This is a genomic window from Agromyces atrinae, assembly GCF_013407835.1.
GTDB lineage: Bacteria > Actinomycetota > Actinomycetes > Actinomycetales > Microbacteriaceae > Agromyces > Agromyces atrinae.
On sequence record NZ_JACCBI010000001.1, the window covers coordinates 814,984 to 837,933 of the forward strand.

At 70.3% G+C, this 22,950-nt stretch carries 22 protein-coding genes; all 22 read right to left on the reverse strand.

Annotated features, from left to right (window positions below):
* Positions 1-23: 23 nt before the first annotated feature.
* Entirely contained in the window at positions 24-659 is a 636-nt protein-coding gene (locus BJ972_RS03950) for a Trp biosynthesis-associated membrane protein (protein WP_129174413.1), read from the reverse strand.
* On the reverse strand, positions 656-2,179 hold the full coding sequence (locus tag BJ972_RS03955; RefSeq protein ID WP_129174416.1) for an anthranilate synthase component I: 1,524 nt from the start codon (positions 2,177-2,179) through the stop codon (positions 656-658). Before BJ972_RS03955 ends, BJ972_RS03950 begins: the two co-directional genes overlap by 4 nt.
* Positions 2,176-2,538: a phosphoribosyl-AMP cyclohydrolase gene (gene hisI / locus BJ972_RS03960; protein ID WP_129174419.1), complete on the reverse strand. Its 363-nt coding sequence runs from the start codon at positions 2,536-2,538 to the stop codon at positions 2,176-2,178. Before hisI ends, BJ972_RS03955 begins: the two co-directional genes overlap by 4 nt.
* Positions 2,538-3,299 (reverse strand): imidazole glycerol phosphate synthase subunit HisF, encoded by a 762-nt coding sequence (gene hisF / locus BJ972_RS03965; protein ID WP_129174422.1) that lies wholly within the window; start codon positions 3,297-3,299, stop codon positions 2,538-2,540. Before hisF ends, hisI begins: the two co-directional genes overlap by 1 nt.
* Before the next feature lie 10 nt (positions 3,300-3,309).
* Complete coding sequence (hisG, locus tag BJ972_RS03970) at positions 3,310-4,149, reverse strand: ATP phosphoribosyltransferase (RefSeq protein WP_129174719.1); 840 nt, start codon at positions 4,147-4,149, stop codon at positions 3,310-3,312.
* A 64-nt stretch (positions 4,150-4,213) separates the two neighbouring features.
* Positions 4,214-4,477: a phosphoribosyl-ATP diphosphatase gene (locus BJ972_RS03975; RefSeq protein WP_129174424.1), complete on the reverse strand. Its 264-nt coding sequence runs from the start codon at positions 4,475-4,477 to the stop codon at positions 4,214-4,216.
* A gap of 12 nt (positions 4,478-4,489) precedes the next feature.
* Positions 4,490-5,152, reverse strand: coding sequence for a ribulose-phosphate 3-epimerase (rpe, locus tag BJ972_RS03980; RefSeq protein WP_129174427.1), 663 nt, complete (start codon positions 5,150-5,152; stop codon positions 4,490-4,492).
* Positions 5,153-5,181: 29 nt separating this feature from the next.
* A complete protein-coding gene (locus tag BJ972_RS03985; RefSeq protein WP_373366806.1) occupies positions 5,182-6,561 on the reverse strand; it encodes an RsmB/NOP family class I SAM-dependent RNA methyltransferase in 1,380 nt (459 codons plus the stop codon).
* A 9-nt stretch (positions 6,562-6,570) separates the two neighbouring features.
* Positions 6,571-7,494: a methionyl-tRNA formyltransferase gene (gene fmt, locus BJ972_RS03990; RefSeq protein WP_129174430.1), complete on the reverse strand. Its 924-nt coding sequence runs from the start codon at positions 7,492-7,494 to the stop codon at positions 6,571-6,573.
* Positions 7,494-9,482 carry a primosomal protein N' family DNA-binding protein gene (locus tag BJ972_RS03995; protein ID WP_129174433.1) on the reverse strand — a complete coding sequence of 663 codons (1,989 nt, stop codon included), beginning with the start codon at positions 9,480-9,482 and terminating at the stop codon, positions 7,494-7,496. The genes fmt and BJ972_RS03995 overlap by 1 nt, the downstream gene beginning before the upstream one ends.
* A 1-nt stretch (position 9,483) precedes the next feature.
* Positions 9,484-10,677 (reverse strand): methionine adenosyltransferase, encoded by a 1,194-nt coding sequence (gene metK / locus BJ972_RS04000; RefSeq protein WP_129174436.1) that lies wholly within the window; start codon positions 10,675-10,677, stop codon positions 9,484-9,486.
* Between the two features lie 56 nt (positions 10,678-10,733).
* Positions 10,734-11,927, reverse strand: a complete 1,194-nt coding sequence (gene coaBC, locus BJ972_RS04005) for a bifunctional phosphopantothenoylcysteine decarboxylase/phosphopantothenate--cysteine ligase CoaBC (protein WP_129174439.1) — start codon at positions 11,925-11,927, stop codon at positions 10,734-10,736.
* Between the two features lie 19 nt (positions 11,928-11,946).
* Positions 11,947-12,201, reverse strand: coding sequence for a DNA-directed RNA polymerase subunit omega (rpoZ, locus tag BJ972_RS04010; protein ID WP_129174442.1), 255 nt, complete (start codon positions 12,199-12,201; stop codon positions 11,947-11,949).
* 56 nt (positions 12,202-12,257) lie between these two features.
* A complete protein-coding gene (gene gmk / locus BJ972_RS04015; RefSeq protein ID WP_164989915.1) occupies positions 12,258-13,199 on the reverse strand; it encodes a guanylate kinase in 942 nt (313 codons plus the stop codon).
* Entirely contained in the window at positions 13,192-14,070 is an 879-nt protein-coding gene (gene pyrF / locus BJ972_RS04020; RefSeq protein WP_129174444.1) for an orotidine-5'-phosphate decarboxylase, read from the reverse strand. The genes gmk and pyrF overlap by 8 nt, the downstream gene beginning before the upstream one ends.
* The gene (gene carB, locus BJ972_RS04025) at positions 14,067-17,354 is read right to left on the reverse strand and encodes a carbamoyl-phosphate synthase large subunit (protein ID WP_129174446.1); all 3,288 of its coding nucleotides are present in this window, start codon (positions 17,352-17,354) and stop codon (positions 14,067-14,069) included. The genes pyrF and carB overlap by 4 nt, the downstream gene beginning before the upstream one ends.
* Positions 17,354-18,520 (reverse strand): glutamine-hydrolyzing carbamoyl-phosphate synthase small subunit, encoded by a 1,167-nt coding sequence (gene carA, locus BJ972_RS04030; protein WP_129174448.1) that lies wholly within the window; start codon positions 18,518-18,520, stop codon positions 17,354-17,356. Before carA ends, carB begins: the two co-directional genes overlap by 1 nt.
* A 1-nt stretch (position 18,521) precedes the next feature.
* The gene (locus BJ972_RS04035; RefSeq protein ID WP_129174451.1) at positions 18,522-19,049 is read right to left on the reverse strand and encodes a PH-like domain-containing protein; all 528 of its coding nucleotides are present in this window, start codon (positions 19,047-19,049) and stop codon (positions 18,522-18,524) included.
* Positions 19,042-20,358: a dihydroorotase gene (locus tag BJ972_RS04040; protein ID WP_129174453.1), complete on the reverse strand. Its 1,317-nt coding sequence runs from the start codon at positions 20,356-20,358 to the stop codon at positions 19,042-19,044. Before BJ972_RS04040 ends, BJ972_RS04035 begins: the two co-directional genes overlap by 8 nt.
* A complete protein-coding gene (locus BJ972_RS04045) occupies positions 20,355-21,308 on the reverse strand; it encodes an aspartate carbamoyltransferase catalytic subunit (protein WP_129174725.1) in 954 nt (317 codons plus the stop codon). The genes BJ972_RS04040 and BJ972_RS04045 overlap by 4 nt, the downstream gene beginning before the upstream one ends.
* Positions 21,308-21,847 (reverse strand): bifunctional pyr operon transcriptional regulator/uracil phosphoribosyltransferase PyrR, encoded by a 540-nt coding sequence (gene pyrR, locus BJ972_RS04050; RefSeq protein WP_129174455.1) that lies wholly within the window; start codon positions 21,845-21,847, stop codon positions 21,308-21,310. Before pyrR ends, BJ972_RS04045 begins: the two co-directional genes overlap by 1 nt.
* 124 nt (positions 21,848-21,971) lie before the next feature.
* Positions 21,972-22,787, reverse strand: a complete 816-nt coding sequence (locus tag BJ972_RS17100; protein WP_241830787.1) for an aggregation-promoting factor C-terminal-like domain-containing protein — start codon at positions 22,785-22,787, stop codon at positions 21,972-21,974.
* Positions 22,788-22,950 lie beyond the last annotated feature (163 nt).

Genomic DNA, 22,950 nt, shown 5'->3' on the forward strand with positions numbered 1-22,950 from the left:
ACAGCGGGGATTGAACCCCAAGTCTAACGGGTGGTGTCGGTCGGGTCCGTGCCGCGGCTGAGGTCGTCCCACTCGTCGATCGCTCGATCGCGTGCCGACGGCTCGTCGCCGAACGTCGGCCGAGTCGAACGCTCGGCACCGTCATCCGTCGCGTCGAAGCGCACCGCGCGATAGCGGCGCGTCGAACCGGGCCAGCGCCGGGTCGTGACGACGGCGAACAGGCCGGAGAGCGCGAGCAGGATGCCCGCCGCGATGGTCACCGCGGGCCAGGACGTCGCTTCGACCGACTCGACGAGGGCGGCGATCGAGGCCGACCCGGCGATGCCCGTCGACTCGGTCACGGCGGGGCCGACGGCACTGACCGGATCGCCGAGGCTGAGCGAGGCGGCGAGGGCGATGCTCGCCCCGAGGATGACAGCGAGGAGCGACAGCACGATGCGGATGACGGGGCCGGCGATCGCCAGCGCACCGGCCAGTGCGAGTCCGGCGAGGGACAGGGCCGACAAGGCGGGCGAGGCCACCTGGCCCGAGACAGCGAGAACCGTGTCGGAGTCGGTGAGATCCGCCGTGAACCACGTCTGCGTCCACCCGATCAGGCCGAAGGCACTCGCGAGGATGATCGCGAGGATGACGACGAGCTTGGCGCGACGACCCGTCACTGGCCGATTCTCCGCATCGCGTTCGCGATGGCGACGGCTCGGAGCGGTGCCGCGGCCTTGTTCTGGGACTCCTCGAACTCGGAGGCGGGGATCGAATCGGCGACGAGTCCGCCACCCGCCTGCACGCGAGCGACGCCGTCGCGGATCATCGCCGTGCGGATCGCGATCGCGAGGTCGGCGTCGCCGGCGAAGTCGAAGTACCCGACCACTCCCCCGTAGACGCCGCGCTGCGCCCGCTCGAGCTCGTCGATGATCTCGAGCGCGCGCGGCTTCGGAGCGCCCGAGAGGGTTCCCGCGGGGAACGTCGCCCGGAACGCGTCGATGGCGTTGGCGGATGCCGAGAGGTCGCCCTCGACCGAGGAGACGAGGTGCATGATGTGGCTGAAGCGCTCGACGCGCATGAACTCGGTCACCTCGACCGAGCCCGCGACGCACACCTTCGCGAGGTCGTTGCGAGCGAGGTCGACGAGCATGAGATGCTCGGCGCGTTCCTTGGGATCGTTCGCGAGCACCGACTCGAGTTCGGCGTCTTCCTCGGGCGTCGCGCCGCGGGGCTTCGAGCCCGCGATCGGGTGCGTGTACGCGCGGCCATCCTGCACCTTGACGAGAGCCTCGGGCGACGAACCGACGATCCAGTACGTCTCGCCGTCGGGGTCGTCGAGGCTCAGGAGGTACATGTACGGGCTCGGGTTGAGGCTGCGGAGCACGCGATACACGTCGATCGGGTGCGCTTCGCTCGGCTGCTCGAAGCGCTGCGAGATGACGACCTGGAAGATGTCGCCGTCACGGATGTACTGCTTCGACGTCTCGACGGCGGCGAGGAAGTCCTCGCGCGGCGTGTTCGAGACGGCATCCGGTCGCACCGTCAGATCGACCTCGGCGAGCCAGGCCTCGGAGGGGGCCGCGAGGCGACGCTGGAGGTCGTCGAGTCGTGCCTGAGCGTCATCCCACAGGGCGTCGGCATCGTCGGTGCCGTCGTTGAGCGCCGTCGCGATGAGCTGCACCGTGCCGACGCGGTGGTCGATGACGGCGAGCTCCGAGACGAAGCTGAACGCCTGACCGGGCAGGGGGTAGTCGGAGGCCGGCTGGTTCGGCAGACGCTCGATCTGACGGATCGCCTCCCACCCGATGAACCCGACGAGTCCGCCGGTGAGGGGAGGCAGGCCGGGCAGGCGCGGCGTCTCCCACCGCGCGAAGAGGGCGGCCAGGGTCTCGAGCGGGGCGAGCGGTGCGCCGTCACCGAGTGCGCGCTCGCGCGAGAGTCCGTAGTCGAGCCACGTCGATGCGTCGCCGTCCTGCGTCAGGACACCGTAGGAGCCGGCGCCGACGAACGAGAACCGCGACCAGATGCCGCCCTGTTCGGCCGATTCGAGGAGGAACGTGCCGGGTCGCCCGCCCGCGAGCTTGCGATAGATGCCGACGGGTGTCTCGCCGTCGGCGAAGAGCTCGCGAACGACGGGCACCACGCGGTGACCGGCGAGGGTCGCGTCGAAGGACTCGCGCGTCGTCGTCGCACTCATCGTGCCTCCTGCTCAGGGGTGCCGACGACCACGTCGAGGCGGTCGGCGTCGAAACATGTGCGTGTGCCGGTGTGGCACGCGGCGCCGATCTGCTCGACCTCGACGAGGAGGGTGTCGGCGTCGCAATCGAGGGCGGCGGACTTCACGAACTGGGCGTGGCCCGACGTGTCGCCCTTCCGCCAGTACTCCTGACGCGAACGCGACCAGAAGGTGACACGGCCCTCGGTGAGGGTGCGGCGGAGCGCCTCACGGTCCATCCAGCCGAGCATGAGCACCTCGCGGGAGTCCCACTGCTGGATGACGGCCGGGAAGAGACCGTCGGAGTTCCAGACGACGCGGTCGACGATCGATTCGTCCATCAGCGCACCACCTCTCCTGCAGCACCGAGTGCCGCCTTGACCTCACCGATCGTGAGCTCGCCGTTGTGGAAGACGGATGCCGCGAGCACGGCATCGGCTCCGGCATCGATCGCGGGAGCGAAGTGCTCGACACGACCGGCGCCGCCCGAGGCGATCACGGGCACGGAGCTGATGCCGCGCATGAGCGCGATGAGCTCGGTGTCGAAGCCCTCTTTCGTGCCGTCGGCGTCGATCGAGTTCACGAGCAGTTCGCCCGCGCCCAGTTCGATCGCACGCGCCGCCCACTCGAGGGCGTCGAGATCGGTCTCGGTGCGGCCGCCGTGGGTCGTGACGACGAAGCCCGACGCGGTGCGCGAGGAACGCTTGACGTCGAGCGAGAGCACGAGGACCTGGGCGCCGAAGCGGTCGGCGATCTCGGCGAGCAGTTCGGGCCGCGCGATCGCCGCGCTGTTGACGCCGACCTTGTCGGCGCCGCACGCGAGGAGCCGGGCGACATCGGCCACGGTGCGCACGCCGCCGCCGACCGTGAGCGGGATGAAGACCTGTTCGGCCGTGGCCGTCACCGTCTCGTACATCGTCGCGCGGTCGTCGACCGTCGCGGTGACGTCGAGGAAGGTGAGCTCGTCGGCGCCCTGCTCGTAGTACCGGCGGGCGAGCGCGACGGGGTCGCCCGCGTCACGCAGGTTCTGGAAGTTGACGCCCTTGACGACTCGTCCGTCGGAGACGTCGAGGCACGGGATGACGCGGACCGCGAGACTCATCTCCGCCGCCTCAGAGTCGCGCTGCGGCGATCGCGGTGACGAGGATCGCACGTGCACCGATGGCGTAGAGGTCGTCCATGACCTGGTTCATGTCGCTGCGCGGGATCATGACCCGCACGGCCACCCACTCGGGGTCGTGGAGCGGCGAGATCGTCGGCGACTCGAACCCGGGGGCGAGTCGCGTCGCCTCCTCGACGAGGCTCACCGGCACGTCGTAGTCGAGCAACACGTAGCGCCGCGCGACGAGGACGCCCTGCAGGCGGCGCACGAGCGTCGCCGTTCCGGGCTGCTCGGTCGGCGAGCTCACGAGCACGGCGCTCGACTCGAGGATGACGGGACCGAAGATCGACAGGCCGGCCTTGCGGAGCGTCGTGCCCGTCTCGACCACGTCGGCGATCGCGTCGGCGACACCGAGGCGCACGGCCGATTCGACGGCGCCGTCGAGCGGAACGAGGGTCGCGTTGACGCCCGCATCGGCGAGGAACTTGCCCACGAGGCCCGCGTAGCTCGTCGCCACGCGCACGCCCTCGAGGTCGGACAGCTCGCTGAAGCGCTCGGCGGGGCCCGCGAAGCGGAACGTCGAGCGGGCGAACTCGAGCTCGGCGGTCTCGCTCGCGACGGAACCCGAGTCGATCAGCAGGTCACGCCCCGTGATGCCGACGTCGAGTGCGCCGGATCCGACGTAGGTCGCGATGTCGCGCGGGCGCAGGTAGAAGAACTCGACGCCGTTGCGGGCATCGACGACGTGCAGCTCCTTCGCGTCGCGGCGGCCGGTGTAACCGGCCTCGGCGAGCATCTCGGCGGCGGTCTCGGAGAGCGAGCCCTTGTTGGGCACGGCGATGCGCAGCAGCGCGGGTGAATCAGTCATGGGGAGGCCTTCAGTCAGTACGAGTGGTCGACGGTCGAGGTGAGCCTCAGAGATGTCGGTACACGTCGGCCGGAGCGAGACCCTTTGCGATCATGAGGACCTGCAGGTGGTACAGGAGCTGCGAGATCTCTTCCGCGGTCTCGTCATCGCTCTGGTACTCGGCGGCCATCCACACCTCGGCGGCCTCCTCGACGATCTTCTTACCGATCGCGTGCACACCGGCATCCAGCTGTCGCACCGTGCCCGAACCTTCGGGCCTCGATGCGGCCTTCTCGCTGAGCTCGGCGAAGAGGTCGTCGAAAGTCTTCACGCCTCAAGGCTACTAGTGCGCGTGGGGCCGTGACGCCGCTTCGCGCAGGAGAGCGATCTGTTCGGCCGGTTCGCCGCGGAACACCGCGGATCCGGCGACGAACGTGTTGGCTCCGGCCTCGGCGGCGATGCCGATCGTGTCGAGCGAGATGCCGCCGTCGACCTGCAGCCAGACGTCGAGCCCGGCGCGTTCGACCGCGTCGGCGGTGCGGCGGAGCTTCGGCATCGTCTCGTTCATGAAGCTCTGGCCGCCGAATCCCGGCTCGACCGTCATGATGAGCACCTGGTCGAACTCGGGAAGCAGCTCGAGGTACGGCTCGACGTCGGTGCCGGGCTTCAGCGCGATGCCCGCACGGGCGCCGATCTCGCGGAGCCGGCGCGCGAGGGCGACGGGCTCGGCGGCGGCCTCGGCGTGGAACGTCACCGAGAAGGCGCCTGCTTCGGCGTAGCCCGGCGCCCAGCGATCGGCGTCGTCGATCATGAGGTGCACGTCGAGCGGCACGGGCGACACCTGCTGCAGGCGCTCGACCATGGGCAGCCCGAACGTCAGGTTCGGCACGAAGTGGTTGTCCATGATGTCGACGTGCACGAGGTCGGCCGTCGCAATGCGCTGCAGTTCCGACTCGAAGTTCGCGAAGTCGGCGGCGAGGATGCTCGGATTGATCCGGGTCGTCATGGTTCCAGCCTAGAGCCGACGCCGCGGCGTCAGTGCTTCTCGAGCAGCGCGATGAACATCGCATCCGTGCCGTCGCGGTGCGGCCAGAGCTGCGCGTGCGGGCCGGCGGGAAGGTCGAGCGGATGACGCGTGAGGCCGTCGAGTACCGTCGGCACATCGAGCGGCGTCAGAGTGTCGCCCCAGCGCGACAGTGCGCCCTTCACGACGCCGTGCGTCTCGGCCGTGTGCGGCGAGCACGTGACGTAGGCGAGGATGCCTCCGGGGCGGAGTGCAGCGACGGCGGAGTCGAGGAGTTCACCCTGCAGGCGCGTGAGCTCGGCGACGTCGCGCGGGCTCTTCCGCCAGCGCGCCTCGGGCCGGCGGCGGAGCGCACCGAGGCCGGTGCACGGCGCGTCGAGCAGGATCCGGTCGTAGTACCCGGGCCTCTCGTCACCGATCGCACGACCGTCGACCACGCTCACGGGGATGCCGGTCGACACGGCCGAGAGCGCGGAACGGACGAGATCGGCGCGCACGGGGATGACCTCGTTCGCGTCGAGCACCGCCCCCGATGCGAGAGCCTCGGCGGCGAGAAGCACGGCCTTGCCGCCGGGGCCCGCGCAGAGATCGAGCCACCGCTCCCCCGCGACGACGGGCCGCGCACGCGACAGCGCGAGGGCGGCGAGCTGCGAACCCTCGTCCTGCACGCGGATGCGGCCGCCGTGGACGTCGAGCTCGAGGGCGCCCTCGCCGTCGCGCGTGAAGCCGAGGGGCGAGTATCGGTTCGGGGTGCCGTAGTCGTCGGGTTCGCCCAGGCCGACGCCGGGCAATGCGATGAGATTGACGACCGGGGCGACGTTGTCGGCCTCGAGCAGCTCGTCGAGCGTGTCGCCGAGACCGTCGCGCTCGAGCGCGCCCCGGAATGCGCGGATGACCCATTCGGGGTGCGACGACAGCTCGGCGAGACGTTCGTCGTCGGTCCTCGCCTCGGCCGAGACATCGTCGCGCCATTCGTCGGTCGATCGTCGGGAGATCGCGCGGAGGACGCCGTTCGCGAAGCCGATTGCCGAACGTGTGGCGTAGCGGCGGACGAGCTCGACCGATTCGTTGACGGCCGCGTGCGTGGGGATGCGGGTCGAGAGCAACTGGTGCGCGCCGAGGCGGAGCGCGTCGAGGACGCGCGGATCGATCTTCGAGGTCGGTCGGTTCGCGGCGATCTCGATGACGCGGTCGTAGAACCCACGCATGCGGAGCGTGCCGTAGGTCAGCTCGGTCGCGAGACGAGCATCGACGTCGGAGAGCGCCGCTCGCCCGATACGCACGGGGAGGAGAAGATTCGCGTACGCGTCATCCATCTCGACGGCCTCGAGCACCTCGAAGGCGACGATGCGGGCGGGAGACAGTTGCGGGGGTCGACTCTGCTGCTGCACCGTCTCACCCTACGCGTCGAGGCGCTCGGTGCCGGGCGGGAGGCCGCGGCCCCAGTCGGCCGCCGCAGCCGCGGGCTTGCCCGCCGCCTGGACGCGGAGCAGTTCGAGCGGGCGCGACCCCGTTCCGACGAGCACGCGGGACCGTTCGACGAGCAGCGCGCCCGGCTCGAGGTCGGGGGCGTCGTCGGCCGCGGCGCGGGCTTCGAGAACCTTCAGTCGGTTGCCCGCGATCGTCGTGAAGGCGCCCGGCTCGGGCGTGACGCCGCGGAAGCGGTTGTAGACCTCGTCGAACGGCGCCGTCCAGTCGAGTCGTGCGTCGTCCTGGCCGAGCTTCGGCGCGAGCGTGGGCTCGCCCTCCTGCTCGCGCGCGACGGCCGTGCCCGCCGCGATCTCGTCGACGACGCTCGCGAGCAACGCGGCTCCCGAGTACGAGAGGGCGTCGAGCAATTCGCCGGCCGTCTCGTCCGCTCCGACGTCGCGGGTGATCTCGTCGAACACGGCCCCGGCGTCGAGCCCGGGAACGAGCTGGAAGACCGCGGCCCCGGTCGTCGCGTCGCCCGCGATGATCGCGTGCTGCACGGGGGCGGCGCCGCGCCAGCGGGGAAGGAGCGAGAAGTGCAGGTTGATCCAGCCGTGCCGCGGAGCGGAGAGGAGCGGCTCGCGCACGAGTCCGCCGTACGCGACGATGACACCGAGATCGGCGCCGAACGCGACGATCTCGGTCGTCGCGGCCTCATCGAGGCGAGCCGCGCGGACGACGGGGATGCCGAGCTCCGCGGCGCGCGCCGCGACCGGCGAGGGTGTGAGCACACGCTTCCGACCGAGGGGGGCATCGGGTCGGGTCACGACGGCGACGACCTCGTGCGGGCCGGCGACGAGGGCGTCGAGGCTCGGCACGGCGACGGCGGGCGTGCCCGCGAAGATGAGGCGCATTAGAGGATCTCCTGATCGTCGAATCGGACTCTGAGTGTCGGAGCGGGCCGCGGTGGTTGACCCGCGACAGGTCGACGTCGACGCGTCGCGACGCGGATCATGGCAGCACGCAGGGTCGTGGCGACCTCGGCTCCGCGCGCGTAGTCGAAGCGCACGATGGCGCGTTCGATGCCGTCGTCCTCCGGCACGGGACCGAGCGCGTCGACGCCGTCGCCCAGTTCGGCAACGGCTTCGAGAGCCTCGAGAAGGCTCGTCCGGCGTCCGCGGATCGTCGCGATCCGCACGGCGGGCGGGAACCGCAGGGCTCGACGCGCGTCGAGCTCGTCGCGTGCCCACTCGGCCTGCCGCCACGTCGCGAGGGCCGTCGCGATGCGACCGGATACCCCCACGAGATGGACGGGCGCGCCGGGAGCCGCGAGAGTCGCCGCATTCGACCACCAGCGCAGACAGTCCTCGGCGACGCGGAGCGACTCGCGCAGGAGCATCCGTTCACCGTCGAGGAGCAGCACCGCACGGTACCCGCCCTCGGCGATCGGCTCCGCACCGCGCGTCGCGACGACGAGTGCCGGCTCGGGTCCGACCCGGAGGACGGGACGCTCGCCGTCGGAGATGATGACCCGCGTGCCGGGGAACGCGCGCCCGAGGTCTTCGGCCGTGCGCCCGGCACCGACGGAAGCGGGGCGGATGGCGGTGCCGTGGCACTCCCCGCATGACCAGTCGGCGGCGAGTGCGCCGCACAGCCGGCAGCGCGGCACTCCGCCGCGCGAACCGAGCCCCAGGGGCCCGGCGCACCGCGTGCACCGCGCGTTCTCGCCGCACGTCGCGCAGGCGAGGAGCGGAGCGAAGCCGGGGTGGGCGACCTGGATCAGCACCGGGCCGTGAGCGAGTGCCTCGCGTGCATCGGTCCACGTGCTCGACGGGATGCGCGCGTGCGAGACATCCCCCGGCTGCCCGGCGGTGACGACGATGCGAGGCCTCTCGGTGCGCTGGAGCGCGACGACGTCGAGCCAGCCCACCCGAACGAGACGCTCGACCTCGACGCTCGGCGAGTGCGCGGCGAAGACGAGCGCCGCGCCGCTCTGCTCCTGGCGGACGAGCGCGACGTCGCGCGCGTGCACGCCCGGTGCGTGCGGCTCGGCGAGGAGGGCGTCGCCGTCATCCCACACGGCGATGAGCCCGAGCCGTTCGGCGGGTGCGTAGAGCACCGATCGGTTTCCGATGACGACGAGCGGCTCGCCGTCGAGGCACCGGAGGAAGTCGGCGAAGCGGCGCCCCCCGGGCTGCCGTGCATCGAGTCGCGCGATGGCGCCGGCCGGAACCGCCTCGGCGAGAGCCGCCTCGAGCTGCTCCTGATCGCGGTAGTCGGGGACGCAGAGGAGCGACGTGCGCCCCGTCGCGAGGGTCGCGGCCGCGGCCTCGGCGAGATCGACGGCCCAGCCGCCGACCCAGGTGCCCGACGCGAGTTCGACGAGGCGCGGCCGCGGGGTCAGCGCGAGACGACGCCCCGGCTCGACCGACTCGGCGAACGACCCGGCGGCGGGCACGATCGGCTCCGCGATCTCGTCGACGGATGACGCGTCGGATGCCGCTCCTCCCCCGGCCTGTCGGGCCTCGAGCCACGCCTTCTCGACACGGACGTAGCGGCTCGGGATCGCCACGCGGAGGATGTCGCTCGCGTTGCCCGCCGCACGGTCGGCGAGCTTCCGCGCGAGGAGCCACACGTCGGGCGCGAGGAGCGGTGCACTCGACACGATGCCCTCGAGATCGCTGAGGCGCCCCGCGAACTCGCTCGTGTCGGCGAGTTCGACGATCCAGCCCGTCGCGATGCGGCCTCCGCTGCGAAGCGGCACCCGCACGCGCATGCCCGCGATCACCTCGGCGACGAGAGCAGGGGGAACGCGATAGTCGAACAGCTGGTCGAGCTGAGGAAGTGGCGAGTCGACGAGCACCCGCGCGACGAGGACGGGTGCGCCGGACGGCGCACCCACGTCAGAGACCGGCAGCCGAGCGCAGCTGGTCGACCCGGTCGCGACGCTCCCACGTGAAGTCGGGGAGTTCGCGGCCGAAGTGGCCGTAGGCCGCGGTCTGCGCGTAGATCGGGCGGAGAAGGTCGAGCTCGTGGATGATCGCCGCCGGGCGAAGATCGAAGACCTCGCGGATCGCACCGATGATGCGCTCTTCGGGCACGTGCGCCGTGCCGAACGTCTCGACGTAGAGGCCCACGGGGGCCGCCTTGCCGATCGCGTAGGCGACCTGCAGTTCGAGTCGGTCGGCGAGGCCCGCGGCGACCGCGTTCTTCGCGACCCAGCGCATGGCGTAGGCGGCCGAACGGTCGACCTTCGACGGGTCCTTACCGCTGAACGCACCGCCGCCGTGACGGCTCGCGCCGCCGTAGGTGTCGATGATGATCTTGCGACCCGTGAGGCCGGCGTCGCCCTGCGGCCCGCCGATCTCGAAGCGACCGGTGGGGTTGATGAGCGTGCGGAGCGAGCGGGCGTCGAGATCGACCGTCTCGAGGACGGGAAGGATGACGAGCTCCTCGACCTCGGCACGCAGGCGCTCGGTCGAGATCGACGGCGAGTGCTGCGTCGAGAGCACGACCGTCTCGATCGTGCGCGGCACCTGGCCGTCGTAGCCGATCGTGACCTGGGTCTTGCCGTCGGGACGCAGGTAATCGACCTCGCCGCTCTTGCGGACGTGCGCGAGGCGCTCGGCGAGTCGGTGCGCGAGCCAGATGGGGATCGGCATGAGCTCGGGGGTCTCGGTCGTGGCGTACCCGAACATGATGCCCTGGTCGCCCGCGCCCTGCTTGTCGTAGGCGTCGAGGCTCGTCTCTTCGCGCGACTCGTACGCGTCGTCGACGCCCTGCGCGATGTCGGGCGACTGCCCGCCGATCGAGACCGAGACGCCGCACGAGCGGCCGTCGAACCACACGTCGGACGAGTTGTAGCCGATCGACGTGATCTTCTCGCGCACGAGGGCCGGGATCTCGACGTAGCCCGAGGTGGCGACCTCGCCGGCGACGTGGACGAGGCCGGTCGTCACGAGCGTCTCGACGGCGACCCGGCTGTGCGGGTCGACGGTGAGCAGTGCATCGAGGATCGTGTCGGAGATCTGGTCACAGATCTTGTCGGGGTGACCCTCGGTGACGGACTCGGACGTGAAGTGGCGAAGTTCGCTCATGTACTGCGCAGTGCTCCTCTCGAGCCGGACGGCTCGTGTCGATCAGGTCGATCGTGTCAGACAATCACGTCGAGTATGCGGTTGGCCACCGACAGCTTGTCTCCGTTGCCCTCTGTGACGACGTGGCCGCCCTCGGCGAGCACGACGATGGAGTTCTCGTCGGTCGCGAAGCCCTCGTGCCACCCGACGCGGTTGACGACGAGGAAGTCGGCGCCCTTGCGGGCGAGCTTCGCGCGACCGCGCTCGACGAGCAGCGCGTCGTCGGGCTCGGTCTCGGCGGCGAAGCCGATGATCGTCTGCCCGGCGGGTCGCTCGGAGGCGAGTTCGGCGAGGATGTCGGGGTTCTTCACGAGTCGCAGGGTGAGCTCGTCGCCCTGCTCCTCCTTCGTGATCTTCGAGTCGCGCACCTCGGCGGGCCGGTAGTCGGCGACGGCGGCAGCCATGATGACGACGTCGGCCGTCGCGGCAGCGGCACGCACGGCGTCGCGCAGTTCGAGGGTCGTCGAGACGGCCACGACGTCGCAGCGTTCGGGGTGCGCCACTTCGAGGTTCGCTCCGATGAGCGTGACCTCGGCTCCGCGGGAGCGCGCCGCCTCGGCGAGGGCCACGCCCTGTTTGCCGCTCGAGCGGTTGCCGAGGAAGCGGACGGGGTCGAGGGGCTCTCGCGTGCCGCCCGCCGTGATGACGATGCGGCGGCCGGCCAGATCGGTGCGGCGGGGCTCGACGAGCTCGAGGGCCCGCCGGGCGATGACCTCGGGCTCCTCGAGACGACCGGGGCCCGAATCGGAACCGGTCAGCTGGCCGGAGGCCGGCCCCACGATCGTGACGCCGCGGGAGCGGAGCGTCGCGATGTTCGCGACGGTCGCGGCGTTCCGCCACATCTCGGTGTGCATCGCGGGGGCGATGACGAGAGGCGCCTCGCTCGCGAGCACCGTGTTGCCGAGGAGGTCGTCGGCGATGCCGGCCGCGAGCTTCGCGATGGTGTTCGCCGTGGCAGGGGCGATCACGATGAGGTCGGCGGATTGCCCGATGGCGACGTGACGCACCTCGGCGACCCCCTCGTAGAGGGAATCGTGGACCGGGTTGCGCGAGATCGCCTCGAGGGTCGGACGACCGACGAACCGCAGGGCGGCTTCGGTCGCCACGACGTGGACGTCATGACCCGCGAGAACGAACGCACGGACGACACCGACGGCTTTGTACGCCGCGATGCCGCCCGTGATGCCGACGACGACCGTGAGCCTCGCCATGTCGCTCGCTCGGCTCGGTCTACTCGGCCGGGCGGATCTGGAGCTTGTCTTCGTTGATCTCGTGCATCGCGACCGAGAGCGGCTTGTCGTCGATCGACGAGTCGACCAGCGGGCCGACGTTGTCGAAGAGGCTGCCCTCGTGGAGGTCGGCGTAGTAGTCGTTGATCTGACGCGCGCGCTTCGAGGCGAAGATCACGAGTGCGTACTTCGAGTCGACCTTCGACAGCAGGTCGTCGATGGGCGGGTCGATGATTCCGGTCAGCTTGTCAGCCATGGGGATGCTCCTTACGGATCGGCGTCAACCGCGCTCCGGGCGGTGGTCGCGGGAAGTCAGGGCCGTGAGCGCGCTCGACCGAGCGGCTTTGTGGGCTTCATCAAGTCTACGACTTTTTGAGCGGCCTCGGCGACGTCGCGGTTCACGACCTCGTGATCGAACTCGGAAGCGGCCTCGAGCTCGACCTTCGCGGTCTCCAGCCGACGCTGCTGCTCGGCCGGTCCTTCGGTGCCGCGCCCCACTAGTCGACGGACGAGTTCGTCCCAGGTCGGCGGCTGGAGGAAGATGAGCGTCGCCTCGGGCATGGCCTCGCGAACGGCCCGTGCGCCCTGGATGTCGATCTCGAGCAGGACGCTCGAACCGGCACGGATCGCGTCGTCGACGGGTCCGCGCGGCGTTCCGTAGCGCGAGGCGTTGTGGACCGTCGCCCACTCGAGGAGCTCCCCCTCGGCGATGAGACGGTCGAACTCGGCGTCGTCGACGAAGAAGTAGTGCTCCCCCTCGACCTCGCCGGGGCGCGGCTTCCGCGTCGTCGCCGACACCGAGAGCTTGACGTCGGGATGGTTGTCGCGGATGTACCCCGCGACCGTTCCCTTGCCGACGGCGGTCGGCCCGGCGAGCACGACGAGACGGCTGCCCGTTCCGCCGTGGGCGGCGACCCAGGCGCTCACGAACTCACGCAGGCGTCGGCGCTGCAGACGGCCGAGGCCGCCGAGCCGCTTCGCCGGCGAGATCTCGAGCTGCTCGAGGATGCGCTCGCGCTTGGTCACACCGATCGCGGGCATCGCCGTGAGGAACTCGGTGACCCGGAGTCTTCCCTCGACGCCCTCGGGGTCGTCGAAGGCGACGCGCAGCACGTCGAGCGGGCTGCGCTCCCCCGACGTGACGGCGGCCTTCACTTCGGCGCGTGCCCGGCGCGCCGCCACAGCGGCGCGAGAGGCCGCGACGCGGTCGACCTCGGGAATCGGACCGTGACCGCGATCGACCGACTCAGCCACGTGCCTTCTCCACTTCGTCGACCCGGCGCGCGATCGCGTCGGTGATCCCGTCGGGGCCCGCTTCGAGGAGCGAGCGGGACTCGCTCACGATGACGCCGCGCGCGAGCGCTCCGAAGGTCGAGCGGATGTCGGACACGGCGGCGCCCTGACTGCCGAAGCCCGGAGCGAGAACGGGGAGGATCGGGCCGGGCTGCTCGGAATCGCGGTCGATCCCGAATCGCGAGAGGTCGAGCGTCGCGCCGAGGACGACTCCGATCGAGCCGAAACGCGCCTCAGCGCCATCCGCTCGTCGCGCGTTCCAGTCGGTGACGCCGCCCACCATGGCGGCGGCGACCGTGTCGCCCTCGCGACTCGACGATTGCAGGACGGCCTGCTGGACGGCCGCTCCCTCGGGATTCGACGTCGCGGCGAGGACGAATGCTCCCTTGCCGAGCGACTCGGCTCGTTCGAGCGTCGAGGCGAGCGAGCCGAGTCCCAGGTACGGCGAGAGCGTGATGGCGTCGACCTCGAGCGGGGACCCCGGAGAGAGCCATGCGTCGCCGTAGGCCTCGACCGTCGAACCGATGTCGCCGCGCTTGACGTCGCCGATCACGAGAAGACCCGCCGACGCCGCGTGGGCGAGCACCCGTTCGAGCGCCGCGAATCCGCGAGAACCGAAGCGCTCGAAGAACGAGATCTGCGGCTTGACGATGCCGGCGCGGCCGTGCGCGGCGTCCACCACGCGCAGTCCGAACTCACGCACGCCGTCGGCGTCGTCGGTCAGCCCCCACGAATCGAGCAGGCTCGCGTGGGGGTCGATGCCGACGCAGAGGCGCCCGAACCGATCGAACGCCGCGCCGAGGCGGTCGCCGAAACTCGCCGTATCGCTCACAGTGCGGCCTGCCGCCTCTCGGCGTACTCCTGCAGGCTCGTCACGTCGAAGCCGTGACGCACGACGTCGAGCGACGCGACGGCCGCCGAGAGCTCGGCGATCGTCGTGAAGAGCGGGATGTCGCCGCCGACGGCAGCGGCACGGATCTCGTAGCCGTCGGCACGCGCGGAACGACCGCTCGGCGTGTTGATGACGACGTCGACCTCACCGCGGTTGATCAGTTCGACGACCGAGTCGGCGCTGTCGTCGCTCTTCTCGTTGAACTTGAGCACGATCTCCGACTCGATGCCGTTGCGGCGGAGCACCTCGGCCGTTCCCTCGGTCGCCGTGATGCGGTAACCGAGTTCCTTGAGGCGGAGGACCGGGAGGATGATCGAACGCTTGTCGCGGTCGGCGACCGAGACGAAGACGGTGCCCTCGAGCGGCATCCCGCCGTACGCCGCAAGCTGGCTCTTCGCGAACGCGCGGGGGAAGTCGCGGTCGATGCCCATGACCTCACCGGTCGAGCGCATCTCCGGGCCGAGCACGGAGTCGACCATGCGGCCGTCGCGCGTGCGGAAGCGGTGGAAGGGAAGCACGGCCTCCTTGACGGCGACGGGCGAGTCGAACGGCACGCGAGAGCCGTCCTGCTCGGGGAGGAGGCCCTCGGCCTTGAGCGACGCGATCGAGTCGCCGACCATGACGCGGGACGCGGCCTTCGCGAGCGGGATGCCGAGCGCCTTCGAGACGAACGGCACCGTGCGGCTCGCACGCGGGTTCGCCTCGAGCACGTAGAGCACGCCCGCGCCGATCGCGAACTGCACGTTGAGCAGGCCTCGCACGCCGATGCCGCGGGCGATCTTGCCGGTCGCCTCGACGACGCGGTCGATCTGAGCGCGGCCGAGGGTCACGGGCGGGAGGGTGCAGCTCGAGTCGCCCGAGTGGATGCCGGCCTCTTCGAGGTGCTCCATGACACCGCCGATGTAGAGCTCCTCGCCGTCGTACAGTGCGTCGACGTCGATCTCGATCGCGTCGTCGAGGAAGCGGTCGACGAGCAGCGGGTGACCCGCGCCGACGATGCCCTGGCCCTCGATGCGCGCGAAGTAGTCCGCGAGCGACGGCGAGTCGTAGACGATCTCCATGCCGCGGCCGCCGAGCACGTAGCTCGGGCGCACGAGCACGGGGTACCCGATCTCCTCGGCGATGGTGACGGCGCCCTGCAGGTCGACGGCCGTGCCGTTGCGCGGGGCGAGCAGCCCGGCGTCGTCGAGGATGCCGGCGAAGAGGCCGCGCTCCTCGGCGAGGTCGATCGCCGAAGGGCTCGTTCCGAGGATCGGCACACCGGCGGCTTCGAGGCCCTTTGCGAGGCCGAGAGCGGTCTGGCCGCCGAGCTGCACGACGACGCCGACGAGCTCACCCGACTGCATCTCGGCGTGGATGACCTCGAGCACGTCTTCGAGCGTGAGCGGCTCGAAGTAGAGACGATCGCTCGTGTCGTAGTCGGTCGAGACGGTCTCGGGGTTGCAGTTGATCATGATCGTCTCGTACCCGGCGGCCGAGAGGGCGAACGACGCGTGCACGCACGAGTAGTCGAACTCGACGCCCTGACCGATGCGGTTCGGACCCGATCCGAGGATGACGACCTTGCGGCGGTCACTCGGAGTGACCTCCGTCTCCTGGTCGAAGCTCGAGTAGTGGTACGGCGTGAGCGCGGGGAACTCGCCGGCGCACGTGTCGACAGTCTTGAACACCGGGCGGATGCCGAGGATGTGACGCACCTCGCGGGCATCGGCCTCGCCGAAGCCGCGCAGCTGACCGATCTGGGCGTCGGAGAAGCCGTGGTCCTTGGCGTGGCGGAGGAGGTCGGTGTCGAGCGCCTCGGCGGTGCGGACCTCGTCGGCGATCTCGTTGATGAGGACGATCTGGTCGAGGAACCACGGGTCGATCTTCGTCGCCTCGAAGGCCTGCTCGATCGTCGCACCGAGGCGGAGCGCCTGCTGCACGAGCACGATGCGGCCGTCGGTGGGCGTGCGCGATTCTTCGAGCAGCTCGTCGACCGAGCGCGACTCGTCGCCCCAGTGGAAGCTCGAACCGCGCTTCTCGAGCGAGCGGAGGGCCTTCTGCAGCGCCGAGGCGTAGTTGCGGCCGATCGCCATCGCCTCGCCGACCGACTTCATGGTCGTCGTGAGCGTCGGGTCGGCGGCCGGGAACTTCTCGAACGCGAACCGGGGCACCTTGACGACGACGTAGTCGAGCGTCGGCTCGAAGCTCGCGGGGGTGACCTTCGTGATGTCGTTCGGGATCTCGTCGAGGCGGTAGCCGATGGCGAGCTTCGCGGCGATCTTCGCGATCGCGAAGCCCGTGGCCTTCGAGGCGAGCGCGCTCGACCGCGAGACACGCGGGTTCATCTCGATGACGATGACACGGCCATCCTTCGGGTCGATGGCGAACTGGATGTTGCAGCCACCGGTGTCGACGCCGACGGCGCGGATGATGTCGATCGCGATGTCGCGGAGGTTCTGGTACTCGCGGTCAGTGAGCGTGAGCGCCGGCGCCACGGTGATCGAGTCACCCGTGTGCACGCCGACGGGGTCGACGTTCTCGATCGAGCAGACGACGACCGTGTTGTCGGCCGTGTCGCGCATGAGCTCGAGCTCGTACTCCTTCCAGCCGAGGATCGACTCCTCGAGGAGCACCTCGGTCGTCGGGCTCGAGTGGAGGCCGGCGGTGACGTAACGCACGAGATCGGCTTCGTCGTAGGCGAATCCCGAACCGAGTCCGCCCATCGTGAAGGACGGCCGGACGACGAGCGGGTAGCCGAGGTCCTCGGCGAAGGTCTTCGCCTCCTCGAGCGTGCGGGCGATGTGCGAGCGGGCGACGTCGGCACCGGCATCCAGGACGAGCTGCTTGAAGAGCTGGCGGTCCTCACCCTTCTGGATCGCCTCGACCTTCGCACCGATGAGTTCGACGCCGTGCTTCTCGAGGATTCCCGCGTCGTGCAGGGCGATCGCCGCGTTGAGCGCGGTCTGGCCGCCGAGGGTCGGGAGGATCGCGTCGGGGCGCTCCTTGATGATGATCGACTCGATGATCTCCGACGTGATCGGCTCGATGTAGGTCGCATCGGCGAAGTCGGGGTCGGTCATGATCGTGGCCGGGTTCGGGTTCACGAGGATGACGCGGACGCCCTCCGCGCGGAGGACGCGGCAGGCCTGGGTTCCCGAGTAGTCGAACTCGGCCGCCTGGCCGATGACGATCGGGCCGGACCCGATGACGAGAACGCTGTTGATGTCGTCGCGCTTGGGCATCAGGCGTGAGTCTCCTTGTTGGCGGTGGTCGCGAGCACCATGTCGCGGAAGCGGTCGAAGAGGTAGTTGGCGTCGTGCGGGCCGGCCGCCGACTCGGGGTGGTACTGCACCGAGAACGCCGGGATGTCGAGGCAGTTGAGGCCCTCGACCACGTTGTCGTTGAGGCCGTAGTGGCTCACCTCGACGCGGCCGAAGCCCTCACGCGAGTCGCTCACGCCCTCGATGGGCGCGTCGACGGCGAATCCGTGGTTGTGCGCGGTGATCTCGACGCGGCCGGTCGCCTTGTCGAGCACGGGCTGGTTGATGCCGCGGTGACCGAACGGCAGCTTGTAGGTGCCGAAGCCGAGGGCGCGGCCGAGGAGCTGGTTGCCGAAGCAGATGCCGAAGTAGGGCACGCCCGAGCGGAGCGCGGTGCGGAGGATCTCGACGTGCTGGTCGGACGCGCTCGGGTCGCCGGGGCCGTTCGAGTAGAAGAGGGCGCTCGGCGCGATGCCGAGGATCTCGTCGGCCGTGACCGACTGGGGGAACACCTCGACGTCGAAGCCGCGCTCCGCGAGGTAGGTGAGGGTCGAGTTCTTGACGCCGAGGTCGAGGACGGCGACCGTCCCGACCTTCTCGCCGACGGCGGGGAGCGAGTAGCGCTCCGACGTCGACACCGTGCCCGAGAGGTTCTGACCGCTCATCTCGGCGCCCGAGCGCACGAGTTCGAGCTGCTCGGCGTTCGAGAGCGTCGCGTCGTCGCCCGAGAAGATGCCGGCGCGCATCGCACCGCCGGAGCGGATGTGGCGGGTGAGCGCGCGCGTGTCGATGCCGCTGATGCCGACGACTCCCCCGTCGACGAGGTCGTCGTCGAGGCTGCGCTGCGCGCGGAAGTTCGACACGACGCGGGAGGGGTCGCGCACGACGAAGCCCGCGACCCAGATGCGCGACGACTCCATGTCGGTGTCGTTCGCACCAGTGTTGCCGATGTGCGGCGCGGTCATGAGCACGATCTGCCCCGCGTACGACGGGTCGGTCAGGGTCTCCTGGTAGCCGGTCATGCCGGTCGCGAAGACGGCCTCGCCGAGCGTGCGCCCGCGAGCGCCGTATGCACGACCGGTGAACCGGGTGCCGTCCTCGAGGACGAGGACGGCGGGGCCGCCCGAACGGGTTCCGGGAGTCGCCATGTCAGGCCTCTCTTTCGATGATGCTGCCGGTGCGTCCGGCGATGAGTGAACGGAGTGCGTCGATGATCTTCGACGTGTCGTCGAGGTATCGGGCACGGAAGTAGCTGTCGACCGACGGGTGCGCGTCGTCACCGTCGGCGGTCCACGTCACGACGACGAGACCGTGCGGCTCGACACCGCGGTCGATCGCCCACGTGGCTCGGTCGGCCCCCGTGATCGCGCTCGTCGGGATGAACGTCTCCGACTCCCCCGGGATCTCGAGGCGCAGACCGTCGGCGGTGACCGCGAGTCGTGCGGAGGCGCGGAAGGCGAGACCGCGCACGGCGAGGCGCTCGTGGGGAACCTCGTGCGGGGTCGTCGCGACGTAGAAGACGTCGGCCGCGAGGATCTCGTCGCCGGCCGTCGCGGGCAGCTCGTAGGCGGAGAGCCCCGAGTCGCGTCGGCGGCGCGCACGCCAGGACAGGATCATGAGTGTCACCGCGAGGGCGACGACGACGACCGTGATGACGGTGGGCAGCACTTTATCCACGTGCGGCCTCCGCGATCTCGTCGACGGGTCGCACGGCGCCGTCGAGGACCGTCGCGTAGCCCGCGTGAAACGTCGCGACGACGCGGCCGGGCAGTGCACGGCCGAGGTACGGCGAGTTGACGCTGCGGCCCGCGAGGTCACCGGTCGAGAACTCGCGCGAGGCCGTCGGGTCGTAGAGCGTGATCTCCGCGGGCGATCCGACGGCGATCGGCTGCCCCTGGCCGTCGAGGCGCCCGATGCGAGCGGGAGCGCTCGAGAGAACGCGCGCGACGTCGGTCCAGTCGAGCAGACCGTTCTCGACGACGGAGGCATGCACCACCGAGAGAGCGGACTCGAGGCCGACCATGCCGTTCGCCGCGGCATCCCATTCGCTCTCCTTGGCCTCGACGGGGTGCGGGGCGTGGTCGGTCGCGACGATGTCGATCGTGCCGTCGGCGAGTGCCGCACGGAGCGCCTCGACGTCTTCGGCACAGCGGAGGGGCGGGTTGACCTTGAAGCGCGCGTCGTAGCTCGCGACGAGGTCTTCGGTGAGGAGGAGGTGGTGGGGCGTGACCTCGGCGGTGACGTCGATGCCGCGCGCCTTCGCCCACCGGATGACCTCGACCGAACCAGCGGTCGAGACGTGGCAGACGTGGAGTCGGCCGCCGACGTGCTCGGCGAGCAGGACGTCGCGCGCGATGATCGACTCTTCCGCGACGGCGGGCCAGCCGGTGAGGCCGAGCTCGCCCGACAGTGCGCCCTCGTTCATCTGCGCGCCCTCGGTGAGGCGCGGCTCCTGAGCGTGCTGGGCGACGACGCCGTCGAAGGCCTTCACGTACTCGAGGGCACGGCGCATCAGCAGAGGGTCGTAGACGCAGAACCCGTCGTCGGAGAAGACCCGAACGCGCGCACGAGACGAGGCCATGGCGCCGAGTTCGGCGAGACGTTCACCCTTGAGTCCGACGGTGACGGCGCCGATCGGCTGGACGGTCGCGAAGCCGGCCGCCTCGCCGAGCCGCAGCTCCTGCTCGACGACGCCGGCGGTGTCGGCGACGGGCGATGTGTTGGCCATCGCGAACACCGCCGTGAATCCTCCGGCCGCGGCCGCGCGCGTTCCCGTGAGGACCGTCTCGCTCTGCTCGTAACCGGGCTCGCGGAGGTGCGTGTGCAAGTCGACGAGACCCGGCAGTGCGAGCAGCCCGTCGCCGTCGACGACGGTCGCGCCCGTCGCGTCGAGGTTCGACCCCACGGCGAGGATCGTCTCGTCGAAGAGGATGTCGGCGCGGGTGCCGTCGGGCAGCGTCGCGCCCGTGACGAGGTGGCGGGTCATGCCGTGGCCTCGCGTTCGCCCGACAGCAGCAGATAGAGGGCAGCCATTCTCACCGAGACTCCGTTCGAGACCTGTTCGAGCACCGTCGACTGGGGGGAATCGGCGGCGGCGGAGGAGATCTCCAGTCCGCGATTCATCGGCCCGGGGTGCATGACAATGCTAGTCGGCGCGAGCCTGTGGAATCGCTCGTCGTCGAGCCCCCAGGTTCGCGAATACTCCCGGCTGTTCGGGAAAAACGCCGCGTTCATGCGCTCGGCCTGGATGCGCAGCATCATGACGACGTCGGGGCCGGCGGCCAGGGCCGCATCGAGGTCGTAGCCGACCGTGACGGGCCACGCCGTGAGGTCGACGGGAACGAGCGTGGGCGGAGCGACGAGCGTGACGTCGGCGCCGAGGGTCGACAGCAGCCAGACGTTCGATCGCGCGACGCGCGAGTGCAGGATGTCGCCGACGATGACGACTCTCACCCCCGCGAGGTCTCGACCCCGCGATGCCGCGCCGTGCAGGCGGCGTCGGATCGTGAACGCATCGAGGAGGGCCTGCGTGGGGTGCTCATGGGTTCCGTCGCCGGCATTGATGACGCCGGCGTCGATCCATCCGCTCGTCGCGAGCGTCTGGGGTGCACCCGACGCGCCGTGCCGGATCACGACGCCGTCGGCGCCGATCGCCTGCAGAGTCTGCGCCGTGTCCTTGAGGCTCTCGCCCTTCGAGACGCTCGAGCCCTTGGCGCTGAAGTTGATGACGTCGGCCGAGAGCCGCTTGGCCGCGGCCTCGAACGAGATGCGCGTGCGGGTCGAGTCCTCGAAGAAGAGGTTGACGACGGTCTTGCCGCGGAGCGTCGGGAGCTTCTTGACCTCGCGCAACTGCACGGCGGCCATGTCCTCGGCGATGTCGAGGATCTCGATCGCCTCGGCGCGGGTGAGGTCGCGGGTCGAGAGGAGGTGCCGCATCACTGCACGCCCCCATCGATCGTGACGCTGTCGTCGCCGTCGATCTCGGCGAGGTGCACGTTGATGCGCTCCGAGCTCGCGCTCGGAAGGTTCTTCCCGACGAAGTCGGCGCGGATCGGGAACTCGCGGTGACCGCGATCGACGAGGACGGCGAGTCGCACGGCACGGGCGCGGCCGAGATCTCCGAGCGCGTCGAACGCCGCTCGGATCGTGCGGCCCGAGTAGAGCACGTCGTCGACGAGAACGACGACGCGGTCGTCGATGCCGCCGGTGGGGATGTCGGTGGGGCCGGGCGTTCGCGTACGAGTCCGCGACAGATCGTCGCGGTACATCGTCACGTCGAGCGTGCCGGTCGGAACCTCGACGTCGGAGATCTCGCGGATCACGCGGGCGAGGCGTTCGGCGAGGAAGATGCCCCGTGTCGGGATGCCGAGGAGAACGAGATTCTCGGCCCCACGATTCGATTCGAGGATCTCGTGAGCGATTCGAGTGATCGCTCGGGCGATATCAGCCTGTTGCAGCACGGTACGCGCAGCCACGCTGACTCCCTTCTCCGCCTCACAGGACGGTCTTAAAGGTTGTCGGTCGATCTACTGTACCGGACGCGACGACGACCCCGTCCGCTCGCGCGGATCGGGGCCGTCGTGGGTCACCGAGCTGGGATCAGTACCAGCCGCTCGACTCCGAGTGCTCCCACGCACCGCACGGCGAGCCGTGGCGGTTGGCGATGTAGCCGAGGCCCCACGCGATCTGCGTCGCGGGGTTCGTCTGCCAGTCGGCGCCGGCGCTCGCCATCTTGTTGCCGGGCAGGGCCTGCGGGATTCCCGTGGCGCCGCTCGACGAGTTGTAGGCGTTGACGTTCCAGCCGGACTCCTTGTTCCAGAGCGCGACGAGGCAACCGAACTGGTCGTCGCCCCAGCCGTAGTTCGCGGCCATCATGTCGCGAGCGATGGCCTGGGCCTCGCTCGGGTTCGAGGGAGCGGTCGGGCGTGAGGCGCCGACGCTCGCCGATGCGGCGGCTTCGGCTGCAGCAGCCTCGGCGGCAGCGGCTTCAGCGGCCGCTGCCGCGGCGGCCTCAGCAGCGATCCGGTCGGCCTCGGCGGTCGCGGCCTTCACGGCGGCGGCCTGCTCGGCGGCTTGCTCGGACAGCAGGAAGATGCGCTTCGGGGCGAGGAGGTCGTGCTGCGCGAGCGACGCGACGGTCGTCTCGAGTGCTGCAGCATCGGTCTTGCCCGCGGCGGCGGCGATCGCGGCGCTCGCATCGGCGAGGGTGATCTCGGCCTTCTGCGCGGCTCGCGCATCGAGGACGGTGCTCGCGTGCTGCAGGTGCTCGGCGTCGAGGCCTCGGCTGTTCGTGAGTGCGGCCGTCTCGGCGATGCGCTCGTTCTGAGCGGTGACGGCCGACTGGATGACGAACCCGGTGCCGGCGAGGGCTCCGATGGTGACGATGGCTCCGGCGGCGAGGATCGAATCGCGCATCGGCCGGCTCTTACGTCGGCGTCCGTGCTCGCGGGGCGAGCCGGTTTCAGGGGTGGTGCTGGCGGGACTGGACGGGAAAAGGTTTCGCATAGGCTTCACATTCGGTCCGCGGCGCAGAGCGCGTGGCGGACCTCATCAACAATCGTTTCGGCTTCAGTGGGGG

Bases quoted from the DNA above. Each gene is read 5' to 3' on its own strand.
- BJ972_RS03955 (WP_129174416.1), bottom strand. From the start codon at position 2,179: ATGAGTGCGACGACGACGCGCGAGTCCTTCGACGCGACCCTCGCCGGT.
- hisI (WP_129174419.1), bottom strand. From the start codon at position 2,538: ATGGACGAATCGATCGTCGACCGCGTCGTCTGGAACTCCGACGGTCTC.
- hisF (WP_129174422.1), bottom strand. From the start codon at position 3,299: ATGAGTCTCGCGGTCCGCGTCATCCCGTGCCTCGACGTCTCCGACGGA.
- rpe (WP_129174427.1), bottom strand. From the start codon at position 5,152: ATGACGACCCGGATCAATCCGAGCATCCTCGCCGCCGACTTCGCGAAC.
- fmt (WP_129174430.1), bottom strand. From the start codon at position 7,494: ATGCGCCTCATCTTCGCGGGCACGCCCGCCGTCGCCGTGCCGAGCCTC.
- metK (WP_129174436.1), bottom strand. From the start codon at position 10,677: ATGAGCGAACTTCGCCACTTCACGTCCGAGTCCGTCACCGAGGGTCAC.
- coaBC (WP_129174439.1), bottom strand. From the start codon at position 11,927: ATGGCGAGGCTCACGGTCGTCGTCGGCATCACGGGCGGCATCGCGGCG.
- rpoZ (WP_129174442.1), bottom strand. From the start codon at position 12,201: ATGGCTGACAAGCTGACCGGAATCATCGACCCGCCCATCGACGACCTG.
- carB (WP_129174446.1), bottom strand. From the start codon at position 17,354: ATGCCCAAGCGCGACGACATCAACAGCGTTCTCGTCATCGGGTCCGGC.
- carA (WP_129174448.1), bottom strand. From the start codon at position 18,520: ATGGCGACTCCCGGAACCCGTTCGGGCGGCCCCGCCGTCCTCGTCCTC.
- BJ972_RS04040 (WP_129174453.1), bottom strand. From the start codon at position 20,358: ATGACCCGCCACCTCGTCACGGGCGCGACGCTGCCCGACGGCACCCGC.
- BJ972_RS04045 (WP_129174725.1), bottom strand. From the start codon at position 21,308: ATGCGGCACCTCCTCTCGACCCGCGACCTCACCCGCGCCGAGGCGATC.
- BJ972_RS17100 (WP_241830787.1), bottom strand. From the start codon at position 22,787: ATGCGCGATTCGATCCTCGCCGCCGGAGCCATCGTCACCATCGGAGCC.